Raw genomic sequence first — 19032 nt, 5'->3', positions numbered from 1 at the left:
CCCCCCTCCCCCCCCCCCCCCCGCGGGGGCCGTGCTGGGGGGGGGGGTGATATCCCCCTGGGGGCCCCAACACCATTTCCCCCACCCCGCCCGCGCGCGCCCCCGCGCAGGCCGGCGCGGCCTGCCTGCGCATCAATCCGGGCAATATCGGCAGCCCCGAGCGCGTGCGCGAGGTGGTGAAGGCGGCCAAGGATTACGGCTGTTCGATCCGTATCGGCGTCAATGCCGGATCGCTGGAAAAGCATCTTCTGGAAAAATATGGCGAACCTAACCCGGAGGCGCTGGTCGAAAGCGCGCTGGAACATGCCAAGATCCTGGAAGATCACGATTTCCACGAATTCAAGATCAGCGTGAAGGCGTCGGACGTCTTCATGGCCGTGGCCGCCTATCAGCAGCTTGCCGAAGTGTGCGACCACCCACTGCATATCGGGATCACCGAGGCAGGCAGCAAGCGGGCCGGCACGGTCAAATCGTCCATCGGGCTGGGCAACCTGCTGTGGGCCGGCGTGGGGGACACCATGCGCGTGTCGCTGTCGGCCGAGCCCGAGGAAGAAGTGCTGGTCGGCTGGGACATCCTGAAGTCGCTGGGCCTGCGCCATCGCGGCGTGAAGATCATTTCCTGCCCGTCCTGCGCGCGGCAGGGCTTCAACGTGATCCAGACCGTGCAGACGCTGGAAGAACGGCTGGCGCATATCCAGACCCCGCTGACGCTGTCGATCATCGGTTGCGTGGTCAACGGCCCCGGCGAGGCGCTGATGACGGATATCGGCGTGACCGGCGGTGGTTCGGGCCGCCACATGGTCTATGCCGCCGGCCGGCAGGACCATACGATCGCGGCGGATTCGATGATCGAGCACATCGTGGAGATGGTCGAGAAGAAGGCCGAGATCCTGCGTGCCGAGGAAGAGGCCGCGAAGGCCGCCGAGGCGGTCGTCGCCGCCCAGTAAGGACGCGCCCGACCCCGGCGGGTCGGGGGGTTAAGATTTACCGTCCTTTGTTGTGTTCCGCCCCGTTGGGGGCGGAACACATAAGTGATTCAGAAAACAGGAACATCGATCCGTGAGCAGCCTGCAACCCGTCCGTGGTACCCATGACCTGATCGGCGAGGGGCAGCGGCGCCATGCCCATGTGGTGGATACCGCGCGGCGCATCGCGGGCCTGTACGGCTTCGATGAATGGTCTACCCCGATCTTCGAGGATACGCGGGTGTTCGCGCGCTCGCTGGGCGATACGTCCGACGTGGTGTCGAAGGAGATGTATTCGTTCGAGGACCGGGGCGGTGAATCCCTGACTTTGCGGCCCGAGGGCACGGCGGGGGTGTGCCGCGCGCTGGTGACCAATGGGCTGACCCAGTCCCTGCCGCAGAAAGTGTTCTATGCCGGGCCGATGTTTCGCTACGAGCGCCCGCAGAAGGGGCGGTATCGGCAGTTCCACCAGATCGGCGCCGAACTGATCGGCGCGGCCGAGGCGTTGGCCGATGCGGAAGTGATCGCCATGGGGCGGGACATCCTGAAGGCGCTGGGTATCGCCGACGATACGGTGGTGGAACTGAATACGCTGGGCGATACCGAGAGCCGCGCCGCCTGGCGTGCCGCGCTGATCGCCTATTTTACCGAATTCAAGGACCAGTTGTCCGACGACAGCCGCGCCCGGCTGGAGCGCAATCCGCTGCGCATTCTGGACAGCAAGGCGCCGCAGGACCGGGCGCTGGTGGCCGATGCGCCGCTGATCGGCGCCTTCCTGACCGACGAGGCCCGGACGTTCTGGGATGATCTGCGTTCGGCGCTGGATCTGCTGCGCGTGCCGTTCCGCGAGAACCCCGGCATCGTGCGCGGGCTGGATTATTACGGGCACACGACCTTTGAATTCGTCACCGAGAAGCTGGGCACCCAGGGCACGGTGCTGGCGGGTGGCCGCTATGATGGGTTGGTGGCGGAAATGGGCGGCCCGCGCACGCCGGCCATCGGCTGGGCCGGCGGGATCGAACGGTTGGCTCTGCTGCTGGACAGCGCGCCGGCAGCGCCGCGCCCCGTGGCGGTGGTGCCGCTGGGCGAGGGCGCAAACGGTGCGGCGGTGACGCTGTTGCAGGCCCTGCGCGCCCATGGTGTGCGCGCGGAAATCGCCTATCGCGGCAATGCCAAGCGCCGGATGGAACGGGCGAACCGCATCGGTGCCACCCATGCCGTGCTGATCGGCGATGACGAAGTGGCGCGCGGTGTGGCCCAGGTGAAGGCGCTGGATGAAGGGTCGCAGAACGAACTGGCGCTGGACGCGGTCGCGCCCTATCTGGCCGGGGCGGTTGGCTGCTGAACCATGAGTCTTGACGACAGGCTGGACCGGATCGTTGGCCGGTCGGAAGAATTGCAGGACATGCTTGCCCAGGGGCTGGTGGGGGAGGCGTTCAGCAAGGCATCGCGCGAATATGCCGAACTGGAGCCTATCGTCAGCCGGATCGGTGCGCTGCGTCAGGCGGAGCGGGAAGCGCTTCAGTCCGAATCGCTGCTGGCCGACCCGGAAATGCGCGAACTGGCCGAGGCCGAACTGGGCGATCTGCGCGGCCGGATCGCGGAACTGCGCCAGGATATCCGCATTGCCATGCTGCCGCGCGACGAGGCCGACGAGCGCAGCGCCATCCTGGAAATCCGCCCCGCCGCCGGAGGGGACGAGGCCGCCTTGTTCGCGGCGCAACTGTTCGATGCCTATCGCCGCTATGCCGCCCTGCGTGGCTGGCGTTTTGAAGTGATGGAGTTTGACGAATCGGAACTGGGCGGCCTGCGCGAGGGGATGGCCACCATCGCGGGGCGCGGGGTGTTCGCCCGCCTGAAATACGAATCGGGCGTGCATCGCGTGCAGCGCGTGCCGGCGACTGAAAGCCAGGGCCGTATTCATACCTCGACCGTGACGGTGGCCATGTTGCCCGAAGCGGGCGAGGTCGATGTCCAGATCAATGACAGCGACCTGCGCATCGATGTCTATCGCGCTTCTGGTGCCGGTGGGCAGCATGTCAACAAGACCGAGAGTGCGGTGCGCATCACCCATCTGCCGACCGGCGTGGTGGTGGCGATGCAGGAGGAAAAGAGCCAGCACAAGAACCGTGCCAAGGCGATGAAGATCCTGATGTCGCGGCTATACGAGCGCGAGCGTGCCACCGCCCATGCCAGCCGCGCCGCCGACCGCAAGTCGCAGGTGGGGACCGGGGACCGGTCGGAACGGATCCGGACCTACAATTTCCCGCAGGGCCGCGTGACCGACCACCGGATCAACCTGACGGCCTACAAGATCGACCGCGTGATGCTGGGCGAGTTCGATGAATTCATCGACGCCCTGATCCAGGACGAGCAGGCCAGCCTGCTGGCCGCCGAGGGCCTATAACGACGTTGCTGGACCTGGCTTGAAACACACGCCGGATCGGTGCCTGCGCGCTGTTTCGGCGGGGTTCAGGACGTTGGGACCGAGCAGATTTCAGAGCGGCCGGGCTGGCGCTCGACCACCGAGGGGTCTTCCGGGTCGGCCAGATAGAATTCGGTGAAGTTGCGAGTGCCCAGCGCGTTCAGCGTGCGCCCTTCCGGATGGTGCAGGATGCCGCCGCCATTGACCTCATGCGTTTCCGTCCGGCCATCGGGCGTGCGTATGGTAATTTCGCCGCATAACGCATAGGTGTGGTTGATGCGCCCGGCGGCGGTTTCGACGTGGACGGCCCGTTGCGGTGCCGATGCGTCGAGCCGGATCGTGGCGGCGAGCTGTTCATCGACATAGAGGCGGGAGATTTCGAAAATCTCATTGTCCGCGCGACCGTCGACGACGGTGAAGGTGCCGGCCAGCGCAGGCTGGGACGCTGACGCCAGGACCGCGCCCGCGCCAAGAAAGATAAGGATTTTCCATGAACGGGACTGCGGCATCATGGTGCCAGAGTAGGACGGATTTCGCCTGAAATGAAAGAGGATGCGCTGGCGGTGCCGGGCGATGAGGCGGATCTGCGGACATGGCTTGGCTGGGGCGGAGTGCTATTGCGCGACGCCGGTGTGGACGATCCGCGTCGCGAGGCGCGGCTGTTGATGGCCCACGTTCTTGGCACCGATCTGGCGGGCCTGCTGGCGCGCACGCGGATGACCGCTTCCGAGCAGGCCGGTTTTCTGGCGGCCGTGCGGCGCCGTGCGGCGCGCGAACCGATGGCGCACATTACCGGACGCGCCGGTTTCTGGTCTCTGGAGCTGGAAACCTCGCCCGCGACCCTGATTCCCCGCCCCGATAGCGAAACGCTGATCGAGGCCCTGCTGGATCACTGCCCCGATCGCGAGCAGGTCCGCAGCGTGCTCGATCTGGGAACCGGGACCGGTTGCCTGCTGCTGGCGGCATTGAGCGAGTATGGCGCGGCCTGGGGGGTAGGGGTGGATATCGCGCCCGACGCTGCCCGCTTGGCCGCGCGGAATGCCCGGCGGGCCGGGCTGGAGGGGCGATGCGCGATGCTGGCGGGCGACTGGGCCGCGTCGATTCGCGGCGTGTTCGACGTGGTGTTCAGCAATCCGCCCTATATTCCGCAGGGCGATCTGGCCGGCCTGATGCCGGATGTCCGGGATTATGAGCCGGTGCGCGCTCTGGATGGCGGCGCGGATGGGCTGGATGCCTATCGGTTGCTGACCGGTGCCTTACCCATGCTTCTGGCGCATGATGGGGTTGCTGTTTTCGAAATCGGGATCGGGCAGGACAACAGCATGCCGGCGCTGGCGCGGCAATCAGGGCTGGAAATCGTGGATGTTCGCGCCGATCTGGGGGGGATTCCGCGTGCGGTCGTGATGCGGCATCGGCGGACGTGAGCGGTTTTTCGGGAAGATGGACCGATGAGCGGGAATGCCGCGCGATGGGGGTGTCGCCCTGTGGTTTCGGGCATCGGAGCGGAGCGGACTGGGTGGAGATACATCCGCTATGCATGGGGAATGCGCGCCGGATCGCCGTCAAACGGACTTTCTCCCCTGCCATGGAGTAAAAAACCATTTGGCAGAGCGGATATAAGGGCATAGATTACCGATGGAATGCGGACGGGGGTTTTTACCTTTCCGAGATGCCGCATACCGATCCTGAATGCATGAAAACGGAAATGACCGCACGGGTGCGTGCAGGGACCTGGGTCGTTGCATGATGCCGCAGGATCAGATGCCGGGCTGCACGCCAGGCACTCAGAATGACAATAGGGGATGGTTGGCCCCGGCGGGCGCAGGCAAAGAGCGACCGTTAACAGGAAAGTGCTGCGACAGCTTATGAACATGAAACGCATGCGGGGCCGGCACCATCGTTCGGGCGGCAGCAATGGCGGAAGTGTACGCCAGCAGAACGGCCAGATCCCCCTCAATCGTAACCATGTGTTCGACAGTAATGGGCCGGATCTGCGTATTCGTGGCACCGCCCAGCAATTGTTTGAAAAATACCTGCAACTCGGGCGTGATGCCAGCGGTTCGGGCGACCGCGTTATGGCCGAAGCGTATTTCCAGCATGCCGAACATTATTTCCGCATTCTGAACGCCATGACCCAGGCGGCGCAGCAGAACCAGCAGGAACGCCAGGAGCGGCATGTCCGCCAGCGCCCGATGGCGGTGACGGATGGCGACGAAGCGGCCGAGGATGGCGGCGAGGAAGCGACGGTCGAGAAAAATCGTCCGGGGTCGGATTCCGAACTGGCTCCGGTCGAAGCCTGATTGATCCGGGGACCGGCGGTAAACGCCGGTCCGTGCCTTTACCCTCTCAGCGCCTGACCGAACATGTGGGCTGGCGAGCGAGAGCGGCCTGTTTCGGGCCGCGCCCGAAATGTGTTTCCGAGCATCGGAGCGGAGTGGCCCTGATGGCCATGAGCACCGAAGCGCAGGAAACGCGCGGGGGACACGCCGCCAGCGCGCATGTTCGGTCAGGCTTTCAGGGGGCTTCGGCCAGCACGGTGCGGATCGCGCCCGTCAGCCGGGCCAGTTCCGCCTTCGTCACCGTGAAAGCCGGTGTGAGATAAACGATCGAACGGAACGGGCGCACCCACACGCCCTGTTCGACCAGCCTCGCTTTCAGGCGGTTCATGTCGTTTATGCGGTCCAGTTCGACCACGCCGATCGCGCCCATGACCCGCACGTCTCGCACGGCGGGCAGGTGGCGGCATGTCTCCAGTTCATCGCGCATCTGCTCTTCGATCGCCGCGACCTGTTCCAGGCGCGGTTCGCGTTCGAACAGGTCCAGCGAGGCATTGGCGCAGGCGCAGGCCAGCGGGTTGGCCATGAAGGTGGGGCCATGCATCAGCGCATGCATCGGGTCGTCCGACAGAAAAGCCGCGAAGACATGGGCCCGCGCCACGGTGGCGGCCAATGGCACCGTGCCGCCGGACAGGGCTTTCGACAGGGTAACGATATCCGGCACGATATCCGCCTGCTGGCACGCGAACATGGTGCCCGTGCGGCCGAAACCGGTGAAGATCTCGTCCAGGATCAGCAGCACGCCGTGGCGGTCCGCAAGGTCGCGCAGGCGCCGCAGGGTCGCGGGGTCGTGAAACAGCATGCCGCCCGCGCCCTGGACCAGCGGCTCGACCAGGATTGCCGCCACGCGCTGCCCTTCGGTTTCCATCAGCCGTTCCAGCGCGGCGGTCGTGTGGTCGTCGCGCGGCAGGTCGGTGATGAAATGCTGGGGCAGGATGCCGGCGAACAGGCTGTGCATGCCTTCCTCCGGGTCGCACACCGCCATGGTGGCCAGCGTATCGCCGTGATAGCCGCCGCGAAACGCGACCAGGCGGGTTCGGCCTGACTGGCCCCGGTTCAGCCAGTATTGCATCGCCATCTTCATCGCGACCTCGACCGCGACGGAACCGGAATCGGAAAAGAAGACGCGCTCCAAATCGCCCGGCAGCAGGTCCGCGAGGCGCCGGGCCAGGCGTAACGCGGGCTCGTGCACCAGGCCGCCGAACATGACGTGCGGCATGCGCGCGAGTTGGTCGATGGCGGCCTGACGGATATGGGGGTGATTGTAGCCATGGCAGGCGGTCCACCACGAGGCGATTCCGTCCACCAGTTCGCGCCCGTCGGCGAGGCTGATCCGACAGCCGTCCGTCGCGATGGCGGGTATGGGGGGCGAGGCCGTTCGCATCTGGGTGTAGGGCAGCCAGATATGCGGCAGGCCGGCGTCGAACCAGTCCGGTCCGGTCATGGGGCATGTTCTCCTTGGGGAACGGACGGCAGACTGGAATTGACCCGGCCCATAGGGTCCGGCACAAACCATCGCTTCATGACCCGTTTCGATGCATTTTTCCAGACCGCGCTGGAAGGACTGTCCCGCACGCATTTGCGGCGCGATCTGCGGCCGGTGGAGCGAGACGGCCCCGTGCTGGTCCGGCGTGATGGCGCGACGCTGCTGAATTTCTCGTCCAACGATTATCTGGGCCTGTCCGTCCATCCGGCGCTGACGGCGCGTGCCATCGACTGGACGCAGCGGTTCGGTACCGGCAGCGGGGCGTCGCGCCTGGTGACGGGAACGAGCGAACAGCATCGGCTGGTCGAGGAAAAGCTCGCGCGCTTCAAGGGGACCGAGGCCGCCCTGCTGCTGGCATCGGGGTGGCAGGCCAATGCCGCGATCCTGCCGGCCCTGTTCCGGCTGTCGGTGGAAGCGACCGGCGCGCCAGCCGTGGTGTTTACCGACCGGCTGAACCACGCCAGCCTGCATCATGGCTGTCAGGCAGCCGGTATCCGTCAGATCCGGTTTGCCCATAACGATCTCGGCCATCTGGAACAGATGCTGGAGCGGCATCGCGACCGGAAGGGCCTGCGCTTTATCATCACCGAAAGCGTGTTCAGCATGGATGGCGACCGGGCGGATGTCGCCGCCCTGAAGGCGCTGGCCGGTCGGTATGAGGCGTTCCTGTATCTGGACGAGGCGCATGCGACGGGCGTGCTGGGGCCGGAGGGAAGGGGCCTTTCCGCCGAGGCCGGCGGGGTGGATCTGGTGATGGGCACCTTCAGCAAGGCACTGGGCGGGTTCGGTGCCTATGTCGCGGGCTCGCGCGCGCTGTGCGACTGGCTGGTCAGTACGTGTTCGGGCTTTATCTATACCACCGCGCTGCCGCCCGCCCTGCTGGGCGCGATCGACGCCGCGTTGGATCTGGTGCCGGCACTGGATGCGGAGCGCAGCCATCTGGCGTCTCTGGCGGCGCATTTGCGGACGGAACTGGGGGGGCGGGGCTGGTCCACCGGCCTGTCCTCCACGCAGATCGTGCCGGTGATGGTGGGGGATGCCGGGCAGGCGCTTGCCCTGGCCCGCACGCTGGCCGCGCAAGGCATTCTGGGTGGCGCGATCCGGCCGCCGACCGTGCCGCCTGGGACGGCCCGTATCCGGCTGGCGTTGAGTGCGGCGCATGATGAAGGGATGCTCGACCGTCTGCTACGGGCGCTCGACGAAGGGGCGCGGGAGCATGGCATTGTCCGATGATGCGGCGCCGACGGCGCTGTTCCTTGTCCATGGCTGGGGGTTCACGCCGGATTTCTGGCAGCCTGTCCGGGCGCGGCTGGGCCGGGTCGAGACGACGATGCTGGATTTCGGCTTCTTCGGGCCTGAGAACATGACGGCGCGGCCGGCAGGACGGCATGTGGCGGTTGGCCATTCGCTGGGTGCGTTGTGGCTGCTGCTGAATCCGTCCCCCGATTGCGTCGGGATGCTGCTGATCAACGGTTTCACCCGGTTCGGCGCCACGTCCGATTATCCGCAGGGCATTCCGCGTCGTGTGATCGAGCGCATGATGCGCGGGTTGGAGCAGCATCCGGATGATGTGGTCGCGACCTTTCGCGGGCGCGCGGGAATCGCGCCGCCAGCACCGGGTCCGGCGCGGGCGGCGCGGCTGGACTGGGCGCTGGAATTGCTGCGGGATGCCGACGCGCGCGGCATATTGGACGGGGAGGCGGGTGCCGCTTTGCCGCCGATTCGCGTGCTGGCCGGCGGGGAAGACCCGATTGCCCCGCCCGCGATGGTCGAGGCGGGCTTCCGCGACCATATACCGGTCGAATGGATCGAGGGGGGCGGGCATCTGCTGCCGCTGACCCATCCCGACCGATGCGCCGCCGCGATCGCTGGCCTGATGGCGGAAGCGGGCCGGCCATGAGCGTGCGCAAGCAGCGGATCGCCACCCGTTTCGGTGCGGCTGAGACATATGACGATGCGGCGCGGGTGCAGCGGCTGGTGGCCGCGCGGCTGGCCGAACGGATTGCCGCCGCCGGCGGCGCGCCTATGCGCATTCTGGAACTGGGGTGCGGCACGGGGTTTCTGAGCCAGCATCTGCGCCGCCTGTTTCCCGATGCGGACCTGACGGTGAGCGATCTGGCACCGGAAATGCGCGACCGTGCCCTTCGCCGTCTTGAGGACCAGCATGGGCAGGGCGACGTGCGCGCCCTGGTGCTTGATGCCGAGGCGCCGGAAGCGGCAGGCGAGGGGTACGACCTGATCTGTTCCAGCCTGTCGATGCAGTGGTTTACGGACCGCGCCGCGACTCTGGCGCGACTGGCCGCCATGCTGGCGCCCGGCGGCATGATGGCGTTCTCCACCCTCTGCGCCGGCAGCTTCGACGAGTGGCGCCGTGTCCATGCGGCGGCGGGCCAGGAATGCGCGATTTCGGCCTATCCGGCCCCCGAGCGGCTGGCGGAGGATTGGCCGCGCGGGGGGCAGGGTTTTTGGGAAGTCGAGACGATTCTCGATCGTCCGGAAACGGCGCTGGCCTTTGTTCGCGAACTGCGCCAGATCGGCGCCTCGCTGCCGCGTGAGGGCGTGCGCCCGGTCGCGCCGGGTATGATGCGCCGCCTGTTGCGCGATCTGGAGACGCCGTCGGGCGTGACGGTGACGTACGGCGTCGGCTACGGCCTGTTTCGGACGCCTGCACGCAAGGGAGTCTTCGTGACGGGCACGGATACCGGGGTCGGCAAGACGCTGGTATCCGCCTGTCTGGTTCGCGCCTGGGCGGCGGAGTATTGGAAGCCGTTCCAGACCGGAATTGCCGAGGACATCGCGGACAGCGTGACGGTGGCGGCGCTGGCCGGGTTGGAGCCGGCGCGCCTTCATCCACCCGCCGCGGTGCTGGCCGCGCCGCTTTCGCCTTTCGACGCCGCCGAGCGGGAAAATATCGTGCTTGATACCGCCACGTTGCGCCTGCCCGCCGCTCGGGGCGAACGGCCGTTGGTCGTGGAAGGGGCGGGGGGCGTGATGGTGCCCGTTGCGCCGGCGTGCATGATGATCGACCTGATCGCCCGCTTCGCGCTGCCGGTTGTACTGGTCGCGCGCAGCCAGCTTGGGACGATCAACCATACGCTGCTGACCTTGCAGGCCCTGCGTCGGCGGGGAATTGCCATTGCCGGGGTGGTGTTGAACGGGCCGCCGTCCCCCGAGGCGCGACGCGCCATTACCCTGTTCGGCGGCGCGCGGGTGCTGGCGGAATTTCCCCATCTGGACCGGATCGGCCCGGCGCAGGTCGATGAACTGGCCAGGCTGCTGCCGTCGTTCGCGGCGCTCTGATATCGGGAAGCCGATCGGTAGGGCGATCCCGGCCGCGTGCCGGGCGTGTGGGCGGACGTGACGGTCGGGGTGGCTGTGCCACGCTTTTTTCCAGGCATCTTGTAACGCGGGATGCGGGATTGCGTCTGGATTTCGCCACAAGTCGGCAACATGATCCGTGCCAGTAAAAGGAGAATCCGGTGAAAGCAAAACTGGTGACCGGCCTGGTTCTGGGCTGTCTGATTGTGGGCGCGTCGGTTACTGCTGACGCGCAGCGTGCTCCGGATGGTCCCGGCGGTCCTGGTGGTCCTGGTGGCAGGCCGGGCGTATATGACGGGCGTGGCGGGCCGGGCGGCCAGGGTGATAATCGCGGTCGTGGCGGTCCCGGTGGTGGGCCAGGCGCGTATGACGGGCGTGGCGGGCCGGGCGGCCAGGGAGAACATCCGCGTCGTGGGGGGGCCCGGTGATGCACGGGCGGGGGGCCTGGCTATGACCGTCGCGGTCCGCAATATGGCGGCGGTCGGATGTGGAGACGTGGGGATCGCTATGACGGCCCGCGTTCGGGCATGTGGCAGGTGCAGGATTGGCGGCGTTATCGCGGCCTTTATGCGCCGCCGCCCGGATATTATTGGGTCCAGTATGGAAACCAGTTCCTGCTGACGGCTCTGGCGACGGGCATTATTTCCAACGTGATCGCGAACGCCTATGGAGCGGGACCTATGGGACCGGCTCCTTACTGACCACACTGACGACCTGCCGCTTCGCGCGGCAGGTCTTTGGTGTTTTCTTTGGTCTTTGTTTGATGGTTCGGGAAGCCTGACAATTTGTCAGAGCCAGCAGGCCCGAGGCTCTGCCGCCGATATTTCAAAGGCTGCTTAACACCGTCATCAATAACGGCGCAGCAAACCCACCAACGACCCCTGGATGCGCACCCGGTCGGACGGCACGATGCGTGATTCGTAACGGGCGTTGGCGGGTTCCAGGGCGATCGTGCTGCCACGTCGACGCAGCCGTTTCAGCGTGACTTCCTGATCGTCGATCAGTGCGACCACGATCTGTCCGTTATTGGCGGTGTCGCCCCGGCGGATGATGACGGTGTCGCCGTCGAGAATCCCGGCCTCGACCATCGAATCGCCGGCGACTTCCAGCGTGTAGTGATCGCCACGACCCAGCAGGTTGATCGGTACCGAGACCTGAGCCCCGGTCTCGCGCAATGCCTCGATCGGCTGGCCGGCGGCGATACGGCCGTAGAACGGCAGGCCGACCGCCTCGGCATCGGTCGCGATGGGGGCGCCCGCCAGCCGGCCGGCGAAATCGCCTTTGATGACATTGGGCACGAAAGAATGATCGACCGCCTCTGGCGCCGGGCTGGTCGCGATGGGGGCGCCGACAGGTTCCCGTGGCGTGGCGGGCGAGGCCATTTCCGGCAGGCGCAGGACCTCCAGCGCCCGGGCGCGGTGATGGCGACGTTGCAGGAAACCCCGCTCCTCCAGCGCCGAGATCAGCCGGTGGATGCCGGATTTCGATCGCAGGTTCAGCGCATCCTTCATTTCGTCGAAGGAGGGGGAGAACCCCGTCTGTTTCAGGTGCCGGTCGATGAACAGCAGCAGTTCATGTTGCTTGCGCGTCAGCATTGGCACCCCGTGACCCAGTCGTTCCGTCAGTCGGCCAATCCGTTGTCAACAGAAGGGAACAAACAGGAAACCGCCTTGTTGTGTTCTATATTGGTTCCCGCCCGTCCGTCAATATCATTGCCGTTATGGAAATGGGTGGTCAGATCGAGAGTGTGTCCAGCCTGATGATCCGGCAGGGCGTGCCCGCGCGTGCGGGGGGGGCGTGAGGCGGACGCATGATCAGGGCGTCGCTGCTGGCCAGTGTGTGCAGCATCGCCGAATCCTGGCGGCTGAAGGCCGTTGCGATCAGGCCGCCATCCGGCGCGCGGGAGAGGGTGGCGCGCAGATAATCGGCCCGCCGGTCGTTCTCCGGCAGGTCGCCGCCCAGAATCGCCATATCCTCGGGCAGGTGCGGGGCCGTGTGCCCGGCCAGCGTGCGAATCGCCGGCAGGGCGAAGACCAGGCCGCAGACCAGGGCGGCCACCGGATTGCCCGGCAGCCCCAGGACCGGCACCCGGCCGATCCGGCCATGCATCAGCGGCTTGCCGGGACGCATGGCGATCTTCCAGAAATCGACCGAGAGCCCGATCTGCTCCAGCCCCTGCTGCACCAGGTCGTAGCGGCCGACGCTGGCGCCGCCTGCCGTCAGCAGCAGGTCGGCGGTTTCGATTCCCTGGGCCAGACGGGCGATATCCGATGCGGTATCCCGTGCGGACGGGAGCATGACCGGGACGCCGCCGCAGGCGCGCACCAGGGCGGCGAGCATCGGGGTGTTGGAGTTGGCGATGCCGCCCGGCGCGATCGGCTCGCCGGGCAGCGCGATTTCGTCGCCTGTGGACAGGATGACCACGACCGGGCGTCGGCGCACGGGAACCCAGGCATGGTTCGCCGCCGCCACCAGCCCGATATCCCGCGCCGTCAGTGCCCGTCCGGCCGGGACGACGACCTGCCCCTGGGCGAAATCCTGCCCCTGGCGGCGGATATACTGCCCGGAACCCGGTGGAACGGTGACCGTGACCGCGCCTTTATCCTCCTGGGCGTTTTCCTGGATGAGGATCGCGTCGGCGCCATCGGGCACCAGGCTGCCGGTATAGATGCGCACGGTTTCACCGGGGCCGACCTGGCCGGCGAAGGGATGGCCCGCCGGGCTCTCGCCCACCAGCGACAGGACGCCGCCCGGCGTGCAATCGGCTGCCCGCACCGCATAGCCATCCATGGACGAGACATCGGCCGGCGGGTTGTCCAGCCGGGCCACGATGTCGGCAGCGACGATTCGTCCCCAGGAATCGGCCAGGGGTACCAGTTCCGGCCCCGTGGGTTCGAGGTCTGCCAGGATACGTGCCTGGGCTTCGGCGACACTCAGCATCGGTCCCAATTCTCCCTTATTCGACGGGCCTGCACACATATCTGCTCGATTCGTGCGACTAACGCTTGACCTGGGGGCTCTGTATGCGCATTTTCCGCCGACTTGAACCACTGCTGCACCTGATTGTTCCAGCAGCGGCGGAGCAGTGCTGAGGATTCCATGGCCAAGACCAACACCATTCAGATCAAGCTCGTCTCGTCGGCAGACACCGGGTATTTCTACGTCACGAAGAAGAATGCCCGTGCTCAGACCGGCAAGCTCGAGATGCGGAAATACGACCCCGTTGCGCGCAAGCACGTGGCCTTCCGCGAAGCGAAGATCAAATAATCCGCTCTATTCCGCGCGTTTCGCGTGGGATAGGTCGAAAAAAGGCCGGGCACCCTGCGGGGTGGCCGGCCTTTTTTTGTTTCGGGGGCTGTGTTCGCGCATGCGCTTGGTTGCGGCTGTTCGACAAGCCGGCCCGCCGAGCGAGAATGCTGCGAAGCGCGGAGAATATCGCTCAGGATCTTCGGCGGGAGGACGTTGCAGACAGCCGGCTAGAACAGCCGGTCGTGCGGGCCGTAGGGGATGACGAGTTCGTCGGGGCGCGCCAAGTTGAGCATTGCGCGTGACCGTTCGTCCAGCGTGTCGCGGTCCAGCGCCTTTTCCTTCAACCCGCTGACCCGGCGGGTCCAGGCATTCTGTTCCGAGACCGCGTCCATCTGTGCGGCGCGGGCCTCGTCCAGCAGGTGCAACTGTGCCTGATAGCTGTGAATGCCATGGTCGCCCTGCATGGCGTTGACGCCGAAATAGGCGGTCAGGCCGATGAACAGGGAAGGGGGGACGACCATACGGAGGGTCCGCCGCACAATCCGGCCGATCTGCATGGTCAGTCGTTCTCCCATCTCAGCAGGCTACCAATCTCTATTGTACTATTCCCGATTCGGCGGCGGCGGGAAACTGTTTTCCGCGCCATGCCGCCGAATCGGGACGAAGTCTTCAGGCGGTCTTCAGGATCGTGCGGCCGGCATAGCGGGCGGCGGTCGCCAGTTCGTTCTCGATCCGGATCAGCTGGTTGTATTTCGCGGTCCGGTCGGAGCGCGACAGCGAGCCGGTCTTGATCTGCCCGCAATTGGTCGCCACCGCCAGGTCGGCGATGGTCGAATCCTCGGTCTCGCCCGAACGGTGGCTCATCACCGCCGTGTAGCCCGCGTGATGCGCCATCTCGACCGCTTCCAGAGTCTCGCTCAGCGTGCCGATCTGGTTGACCTTGACCAGCAGCGAATTGGCGACGCCGGCCTTGATGCCGCGACGCAGGCGCTCCGGATTGGTCACGAACAGGTCGTCACCGACCAGTTGGACCGTCTTGCCCAGGGCGGCGGTCAGGGCGGCCCAGCCTTCCCAATCGTCTTCGGCCAGACCGTCCTCGATCGACACGATGGGGTAGCGGGCGACGAGGTCGGCCAGATAGCCGATCATGCCGGCCGAATCCAGGCTCTTGCCTTCGCCTTCCATGACGTAGCGGCCGTCGCGGTAGAATTCGGTCGAGGCGCAATCCAGCGCGAAGGTGACATCCTCGCCCGGACGGTAGCCGGCGGCTTCCACGGCCTTGGTGATGAAGCCCAGGGCCTCGTCGGCCGATTTCAGGCCGGGGGCGAAGCCGCCTTCGTCGCCGACATTGGTGTTGTGGCCGGCCGCCGACAGGTTCTTCTTGAGCTGGGCGAAGATTTCGGAGCCCACGCGCACCGCGTCGGCCAGCGTGGGCGCGCCCACCGGCTGGATCATGAATTCCTGGATGTCGATCGGGTTGTCGGCATGCTGGCCGCCATTGACGATGTTCATCATCGGCACCGGCAGGGTGCGGGCGTACACGCCGCCGACATAGCGATAGAGCGGAACCTGCAATTCCTCGGCCGACGCCTTGGCGACCGCCAGCGAGACGGCCAGGATCGCGTTCGCACCCAGCCGGGCCTTGTTGGGGGTGCCGTCGAGATCGATCATCGCTTCGTCGATCGCGACCTGATCGGCCGATTCGGCGCCTTGCAGGGCTTCGAGGATTTCGCCCTCGATATTCTCCAGCGCCTTCAGCACGCCCTTGCCGCCGTAACGGGACTTGTCGCCGTCACGCAGTTCGACCGCCTCGTGCGCGCCAGTCGATGCCCCCGACGGGACGGCGGCCCGGCCCTTCGCGCCGGACGCCAGTTCGACATCGACCTCCACGGTCGGGTTGCCGCGACTGTCCAGGATTTCGCGCGCGACGATATCGACGATAGCACTCATGGGTCTGCTTCCTCGGTTTATGACTATTGGGCCCGTTGCAGATCGGCCGCGACGTGCAACGGTGATCGGGATGTCCTCGCGGCTATCCCGACATGCCAGGCAAAATTCTCCTGCCGCCTGTGATCGGTATCATGGGCAGGCGGCGAGCCAAGCGATAATAGCAGGGCAGGAGGAAGATGAACATGAAACGCCTGCCGCTTCCAACGGTTCTGATGGGAATTGTCAGCCCGATTCCAGCCATCGTCTTCGCGGTTGGAGGATTGTTTTCCTCCGACACGGTGCCGGGCATGACCATGGGGCTGGTGGAATATGCCGCCCTGGTGCTGGCCTTCAGCGGCGCCGTGCATTGGGGGCTGGCGCTGGACCGACCCATGGTGATCATGGGGACGCGTCTGGACGCGGGGCCTGACAACCGGCGGCTGCTGATGGGGGCTTTGCCCTTGCCGGTCGGCTGGCTGGCCTGCCATGCAACTTTTCTGGGCCATGTCCCGTTCGGGCTGGCTGTGCTGCTGGCGGGATTTTTCGGGCTGTTTCTGGCAGAGCGGGCGGCGTGGCGCCGGGGAGAACTGCCTTCGGGCTATCTGGCCCTGCGGCTGTGGCTTACCGCCATCTTCATGGCATGCCTCGGACTGGCGATGCTGGTCAGTCTGTCCTGACAGTCTTTCGGCACTGCGCGCGGAATCGCCGCCCGCGTGCAGTGCCGGCCGGATTGCTCAGAAGGTCTTGGTCAGGCGGTCGTAGGCGGCCAGGCGCTCGATCAGGGGCTTCATCTCGCTGATCGGGATCATGTTCGGGCCGTCGCTGGGGGCGTGGTCCGGGTCCTGATGGGTCTCGATGAAGACGGCTGCCACCCCGATCGCCAGTGCCGCGCGGGCCAGGATGGGAGCGTATTCACGCTGGCCGCCCGATGACCCGCCGAGGCCGCCGGGCTGCTGGACCGAGTGGGTGGCGTCATACACCACGGGGTAGCCGGTCTCGGCCATGATCGGCAGGCCGCGCATGTCGTTGACCAGCGTGTTGTAGCCGAAGCTGGTGCCGCGCTCGCACAGCATAATCCGCTCGTTGCCGGTCGAGGCGATCTTGGCCGCGACATTCTTCATGTCCCACGGCGCCAGGAACTGCCCCTTCTTGACGTTGATCGCGGCCCCGGTCTCGCCCGCCGCCAGCAGGAGGTCCGTCTGGCGGCAGAGAAAGGCCGGGATCTGGAGCACGTCGACGGCTTCGGCCACGGCTGCGCATTGCTCCGCCGCGTGAACGTCGGTCAGGACCGGTATGCCGAATCGCTCGCGCACACGGGCCAGGATGTCCAGCCCCCTGGCCATGCCGACGCCGCGCGCCGCACCGATGCTGGTGCGGTTCGCCTTGTCGAACGAGCTTTTATAGATCAGCCCGACCCCCGTCTCGCGCGCGATCGCGCACAGGGCCTCGGCCATTTCCATGGTGTGGGCTTCGGATTCGATCTGGCACGGGCCGGCGATCAGGACGAACGGCAGGTGATTGCCGACCGGCAGATCGCCGATCGCGAGCGAGCGGGGGGCTGTCATACCAGGCGCATCTTCTTGACCGCCGCGCCGACGAAGCCGGAGAACAGCGGATGCGGATCGAACGGCTTGGAGAGCAGTTCGGGGTGATACTGCACGCCGACGAACCACGGGTGATCGGGATATTCGACCACTTCGGGCAGGATGTCATCGGGCGACATGCCCGAGAATCGCATGCCGGTCTGTTCCAGCTTCTCGCGGTAATGGACATTGACCTCGTAGCGATGGCGATGCCGCTCGCGGATGTCGGTCCGGCCGTAGATTTCCGCGACGCGCGACCCTTCGGCCAGTTTGGCGGGGTAGGCGCCCAGGCGCATCGTCCCGCCCAACTCGCCGCCTTCGCGCCGGCGCAGCAATTCGTTGCCACGGGCCCATTCGGTCATGAGGCCGACCAACGGCTCGTCGGTCGGGCCGAACTCGGTGGATGAGGCATCGGGGAGGCCCGCGAGATTGCGGGCGCATTCGATGACCGCCATCTGCATGCCGAAGCAGATGCCCAGGAACGGGATGTTATGCTCACGGGCGAAGCGCACGGCCTGGATCTTGCCTTCCGCGCCGCGTTCGCCGAATCCGCCGGGCACCAGAATAGCATGCACATCGTGCAGGGCTTCGAGCGCGTCTTCCGACTTTTCGAACGTCTCGGCCTCGACCCAGTCCAGCTTGACCCGCACCCGGTTGGCGATGCCGCCATGCAGCAGGGCTTCGATCAGGGATTTATAGGCATCGAGCAGGGCCGTGTATTTGCCGACGACCGCGATGCGGACTTCGCCCTCGGGGTGGCGAATCGCGTCCAGGGCCCGGTGCCAGCGTGACAGGTCGGGCTCCTGGTCGAAGGGCAGGCCGAAATGGCGCAGCACCTCGTTATCCATGCCTTCGGCATGGTAGGAGATCGGGCAGGCATAGATCGTGTCGACATCCAGCGCCGCGATCACGGCTTCCGGGCGCACATTGCAGAAATTGGCGATCTTCCGGCGTTCGGTATCCGGGATCGGCCGGTCCGAGCGGCAGAGCAGCATCTGGGGCTGGATGCCGACATTCTGCAGTTCCTTGACGGAATGCTGGGTCGGCTTCGTCTTCAGTTCGCCGGCCGAGGGAATCCACGGCAGCAGGGTCAGGTGGACGAACATCGTCTGCCCGGCGCCCAGGTCATTGCGCAACTGGCGAATGGCCTCGAGGAAGGGCAGGCTTTCGATGTCGCCGACCGTGCCGCCGATTTCCACCAGCACGAAATCCAGGTCTTCCGTGCCCGCGACCACGGCTTCCTTGATGGCGTCCGTGATGTGGGGGATGACCTGCACCGTGGCACCCAGATAATCGCCGCGCCGTTCGCGCGCGATCACGTCCGAGTAGATCTGGCCGGTGGTGGCGTTGTCGGCCCGGGTGGCATGCACGCCTGTAAAGCGTTCATAATGCCCGAGGTCGAGGTCGGTCTCTGCGCCGTCGTCGGTTACGAAGACTTCGCCGTGCTGATACGGGCTCATGGTGCCCGGATCGACGTTGAGATAGGGATCGAGCTTGCGTAGCCGGACCCGGTAACCGCGTGCCTGCAGCAGCGCCGCGAGGGCTGCGGAGGCAATGCCTTTACCGAGAGAGGAGACCACGCCGCCAGTGATGAATACAAACCGCGTCATGGATGGCCTCCCTACACCGTTTCGACCTGCCGGGCAAAGCGAATAACCATCGCGTTTGCCGAGATAAAAAAAGGCTGCCTTCCGTGGGGAAGGCAGCCCATTCTTCAGTGCGTGGCCGCTGGCGCCGCCGG

18 protein-coding genes and 1 pseudogene are annotated in these 19032 nt (G+C 66.1%); 11 read left to right on the top strand and 8 right to left on the bottom strand.

Going from position 1 to position 19032, the window contains the following annotated elements:
* Positions 1–104: 104 nt before the first annotated feature.
* The 3 genes and pseudogenes from ispG to prfA all read left to right on the top strand — a co-directional run.
* Positions 105–947, top strand: a pseudogene (gene ispG, locus ABF821_RS14130) (flavodoxin-dependent (E)-4-hydroxy-3-methylbut-2-enyl-diphosphate synthase); the annotation flags it as partial.
* A 112-nt stretch (positions 948–1059) separates the two neighbouring features.
* The gene (hisS, locus tag ABF821_RS14125) at positions 1060–2310 is read left to right on the top strand and encodes a histidine--tRNA ligase (RefSeq protein ID WP_183009458.1); all 1251 of its coding nucleotides are present in this window, start codon (positions 1060–1062) and stop codon (positions 2308–2310) included.
* Positions 2311–2313: 3 nt separating this feature from the next.
* Positions 2314–3372, top strand: coding sequence for a peptide chain release factor 1 (gene prfA / locus ABF821_RS14120; protein ID WP_415530450.1), 1059 nt, complete (start codon positions 2314–2316; stop codon positions 3370–3372).
* Positions 3373–3437: 65 nt separating this feature from the next.
* Here the strand turns inward: prfA and ABF821_RS14115 are convergent, their stop codons facing one another.
* Positions 3438–3902, bottom strand: coding sequence for a hypothetical protein (locus ABF821_RS14115; RefSeq protein ID WP_415530449.1), 465 nt, complete (start codon positions 3900–3902; stop codon positions 3438–3440).
* Between the two features lie 30 nt (positions 3903–3932).
* Between ABF821_RS14115 and prmC the strand changes: the two genes are divergently transcribed.
* Together prmC and ABF821_RS14105 are read left to right on the top strand one after the other, a co-directional pair.
* A complete protein-coding gene (gene prmC / locus ABF821_RS14110) occupies positions 3933–4814 on the top strand; it encodes a peptide chain release factor N(5)-glutamine methyltransferase (protein ID WP_415530447.1) in 882 nt (293 codons plus the stop codon).
* A gap of 441 nt (positions 4815–5255) precedes the next feature.
* Positions 5256–5690, top strand: a complete 435-nt coding sequence (locus ABF821_RS14105) for a DUF4167 domain-containing protein (RefSeq protein ID WP_182972582.1) — start codon at positions 5256–5258, stop codon at positions 5688–5690.
* A 214-nt stretch (positions 5691–5904) separates the two neighbouring features.
* Here ABF821_RS14105 and ABF821_RS14100 read toward each other — a convergent pair whose 3' ends face one another.
* On the bottom strand, positions 5905–7170 hold the full coding sequence (locus ABF821_RS14100) for an adenosylmethionine--8-amino-7-oxononanoate transaminase (protein ID WP_415530446.1): 1266 nt from the start codon (positions 7168–7170) through the stop codon (positions 5905–5907).
* Positions 7171–7248: 78 nt separating this feature from the next.
* Between ABF821_RS14100 and bioF the strand changes: the two genes are divergently transcribed.
* The 4 genes from bioF (at position 7249) to ABF821_RS14080 (ending at position 11231) form a co-directional block, all read left to right on the top strand.
* A complete protein-coding gene (gene bioF, locus ABF821_RS14095; RefSeq protein WP_415530445.1) occupies positions 7249–8445 on the top strand; it encodes an 8-amino-7-oxononanoate synthase in 1197 nt (398 codons plus the stop codon).
* Positions 8429–9112, top strand: coding sequence for an alpha/beta fold hydrolase (locus ABF821_RS14090; RefSeq protein ID WP_415530444.1), 684 nt, complete (start codon positions 8429–8431; stop codon positions 9110–9112). Before bioF ends, ABF821_RS14090 begins: the two co-directional genes overlap by 17 nt.
* A complete protein-coding gene (bioD, locus tag ABF821_RS14085; RefSeq protein ID WP_415530443.1) occupies positions 9109–10512 on the top strand; it encodes a dethiobiotin synthase in 1404 nt (467 codons plus the stop codon). Before ABF821_RS14090 ends, bioD begins: the two co-directional genes overlap by 4 nt.
* Before the next feature lie 503 nt (positions 10513–11015).
* Positions 11016–11231, top strand: coding sequence for an RcnB family protein (locus ABF821_RS14080; protein WP_182972663.1), 216 nt, complete (start codon positions 11016–11018; stop codon positions 11229–11231).
* 147 nt (positions 11232–11378) lie between these two features.
* Here the strand turns inward: ABF821_RS14080 and lexA are convergent, their stop codons facing one another.
* Together lexA and glp are read right to left on the bottom strand one after the other, a co-directional pair.
* On the bottom strand, positions 11379–12125 hold the full coding sequence (lexA, locus tag ABF821_RS14075; RefSeq protein ID WP_415530442.1) for a transcriptional repressor LexA: 747 nt from the start codon (positions 12123–12125) through the stop codon (positions 11379–11381).
* 139 nt (positions 12126–12264) lie between these two features.
* Positions 12265–13470 carry a gephyrin-like molybdotransferase Glp gene (gene glp / locus ABF821_RS14070; RefSeq protein WP_415530441.1) on the bottom strand — a complete coding sequence of 402 codons (1206 nt, stop codon included), beginning with the start codon at positions 13468–13470 and terminating at the stop codon, positions 12265–12267.
* Positions 13471–13629: 159 nt separating this feature from the next.
* Between glp and rpmG the strand changes: the two genes are divergently transcribed.
* Positions 13630–13797: a 50S ribosomal protein L33 gene (rpmG, locus tag ABF821_RS14065; RefSeq protein WP_114728317.1), complete on the top strand. Its 168-nt coding sequence runs from the start codon at positions 13630–13632 to the stop codon at positions 13795–13797.
* 209 nt (positions 13798–14006) lie between these two features.
* Here rpmG and ABF821_RS14060 read toward each other — a convergent pair whose 3' ends face one another.
* Together ABF821_RS14060 and eno are read right to left on the bottom strand one after the other, a co-directional pair.
* Positions 14007–14336 (bottom strand): FtsB family cell division protein, encoded by a 330-nt coding sequence (locus ABF821_RS14060; protein ID WP_182972664.1) that lies wholly within the window; start codon positions 14334–14336, stop codon positions 14007–14009.
* 112 nt (positions 14337–14448) lie between these two features.
* Positions 14449–15729, bottom strand: coding sequence for a phosphopyruvate hydratase (gene eno / locus ABF821_RS14055; RefSeq protein WP_415530440.1), 1281 nt, complete (start codon positions 15727–15729; stop codon positions 14449–14451).
* Positions 15730–15905: 176 nt separating this feature from the next.
* Between eno and ABF821_RS14050 the strand changes: the two genes are divergently transcribed.
* Positions 15906–16385: a DUF3429 domain-containing protein gene (locus ABF821_RS14050; protein WP_415530439.1), complete on the top strand. Its 480-nt coding sequence runs from the start codon at positions 15906–15908 to the stop codon at positions 16383–16385.
* Between the two features lie 57 nt (positions 16386–16442).
* Here the strand turns inward: ABF821_RS14050 and kdsA are convergent, their stop codons facing one another.
* Both kdsA and ABF821_RS14040 read right to left on the bottom strand, forming a co-directional pair.
* Positions 16443–17273 (bottom strand): 3-deoxy-8-phosphooctulonate synthase, encoded by an 831-nt coding sequence (gene kdsA, locus ABF821_RS14045; protein WP_415530438.1) that lies wholly within the window; start codon positions 17271–17273, stop codon positions 16443–16445.
* The gene (locus ABF821_RS14040; RefSeq protein WP_182972591.1) at positions 17270–18901 is read right to left on the bottom strand and encodes a CTP synthase; all 1632 of its coding nucleotides are present in this window, start codon (positions 18899–18901) and stop codon (positions 17270–17272) included. Before ABF821_RS14040 ends, kdsA begins: the two co-directional genes overlap by 4 nt.
* Between the last annotated feature and the right edge of the window lie 131 nt (positions 18902–19032).

It is taken from the genome of Gluconacetobacter sp., from assembly GCF_047721585.1.
GTDB lineage: Bacteria > Pseudomonadota > Alphaproteobacteria > Acetobacterales > Acetobacteraceae > Gluconacetobacter > Gluconacetobacter dulcium.
Note: the sequence above shows the minus strand (reverse complement) of the source record. Positions and strands in the feature narration are given on the sequence as shown.

Coding starts and splice junctions, on each gene's coding strand:
- prfA (WP_415530450.1), top strand. CDS start 2,314: ATGAGTCTTGACGACAGGCTGGACCGGATCGTTGGCCGGTCGGAAGAA.
- ABF821_RS14115 (WP_415530449.1), bottom strand. CDS start 3,902: ATGATGCCGCAGTCCCGTTCATGGAAAATCCTTATCTTTCTTGGCGCG.
- prmC (WP_415530447.1), top strand. CDS start 3,933: ATGAAAGAGGATGCGCTGGCGGTGCCGGGCGATGAGGCGGATCTGCGG.
- ABF821_RS14105 (WP_182972582.1), top strand. CDS start 5,256: ATGAACATGAAACGCATGCGGGGCCGGCACCATCGTTCGGGCGGCAGC.
- ABF821_RS14100 (WP_415530446.1), bottom strand. CDS start 7,170: ATGACCGGACCGGACTGGTTCGACGCCGGCCTGCCGCATATCTGGCTG.
- bioF (WP_415530445.1), top strand. CDS start 7,249: ATGACCCGTTTCGATGCATTTTTCCAGACCGCGCTGGAAGGACTGTCC.
- ABF821_RS14090 (WP_415530444.1), top strand. CDS start 8,429: ATGGCATTGTCCGATGATGCGGCGCCGACGGCGCTGTTCCTTGTCCAT.
- bioD (WP_415530443.1), top strand. CDS start 9,109: ATGAGCGTGCGCAAGCAGCGGATCGCCACCCGTTTCGGTGCGGCTGAG.
- ABF821_RS14080 (WP_182972663.1), top strand. CDS start 11,016: ATGTGGAGACGTGGGGATCGCTATGACGGCCCGCGTTCGGGCATGTGG.
- lexA (WP_415530442.1), bottom strand. CDS start 12,125: ATGCTGACGCGCAAGCAACATGAACTGCTGCTGTTCATCGACCGGCAC.
- glp (WP_415530441.1), bottom strand. CDS start 13,470: ATGCTGAGTGTCGCCGAAGCCCAGGCACGTATCCTGGCAGACCTCGAA.
- rpmG (WP_114728317.1), top strand. CDS start 13,630: ATGGCCAAGACCAACACCATTCAGATCAAGCTCGTCTCGTCGGCAGAC.
- ABF821_RS14060 (WP_182972664.1), bottom strand. CDS start 14,336: ATGCAGATCGGCCGGATTGTGCGGCGGACCCTCCGTATGGTCGTCCCC.
- eno (WP_415530440.1), bottom strand. CDS start 15,729: ATGAGTGCTATCGTCGATATCGTCGCGCGCGAAATCCTGGACAGTCGC.
- ABF821_RS14050 (WP_415530439.1), top strand. CDS start 15,906: ATGAACATGAAACGCCTGCCGCTTCCAACGGTTCTGATGGGAATTGTC.
- kdsA (WP_415530438.1), bottom strand. CDS start 17,273: ATGACAGCCCCCCGCTCGCTCGCGATCGGCGATCTGCCGGTCGGCAAT.
- ABF821_RS14040 (WP_182972591.1), bottom strand. CDS start 18,901: ATGACGCGGTTTGTATTCATCACTGGCGGCGTGGTCTCCTCTCTCGGT.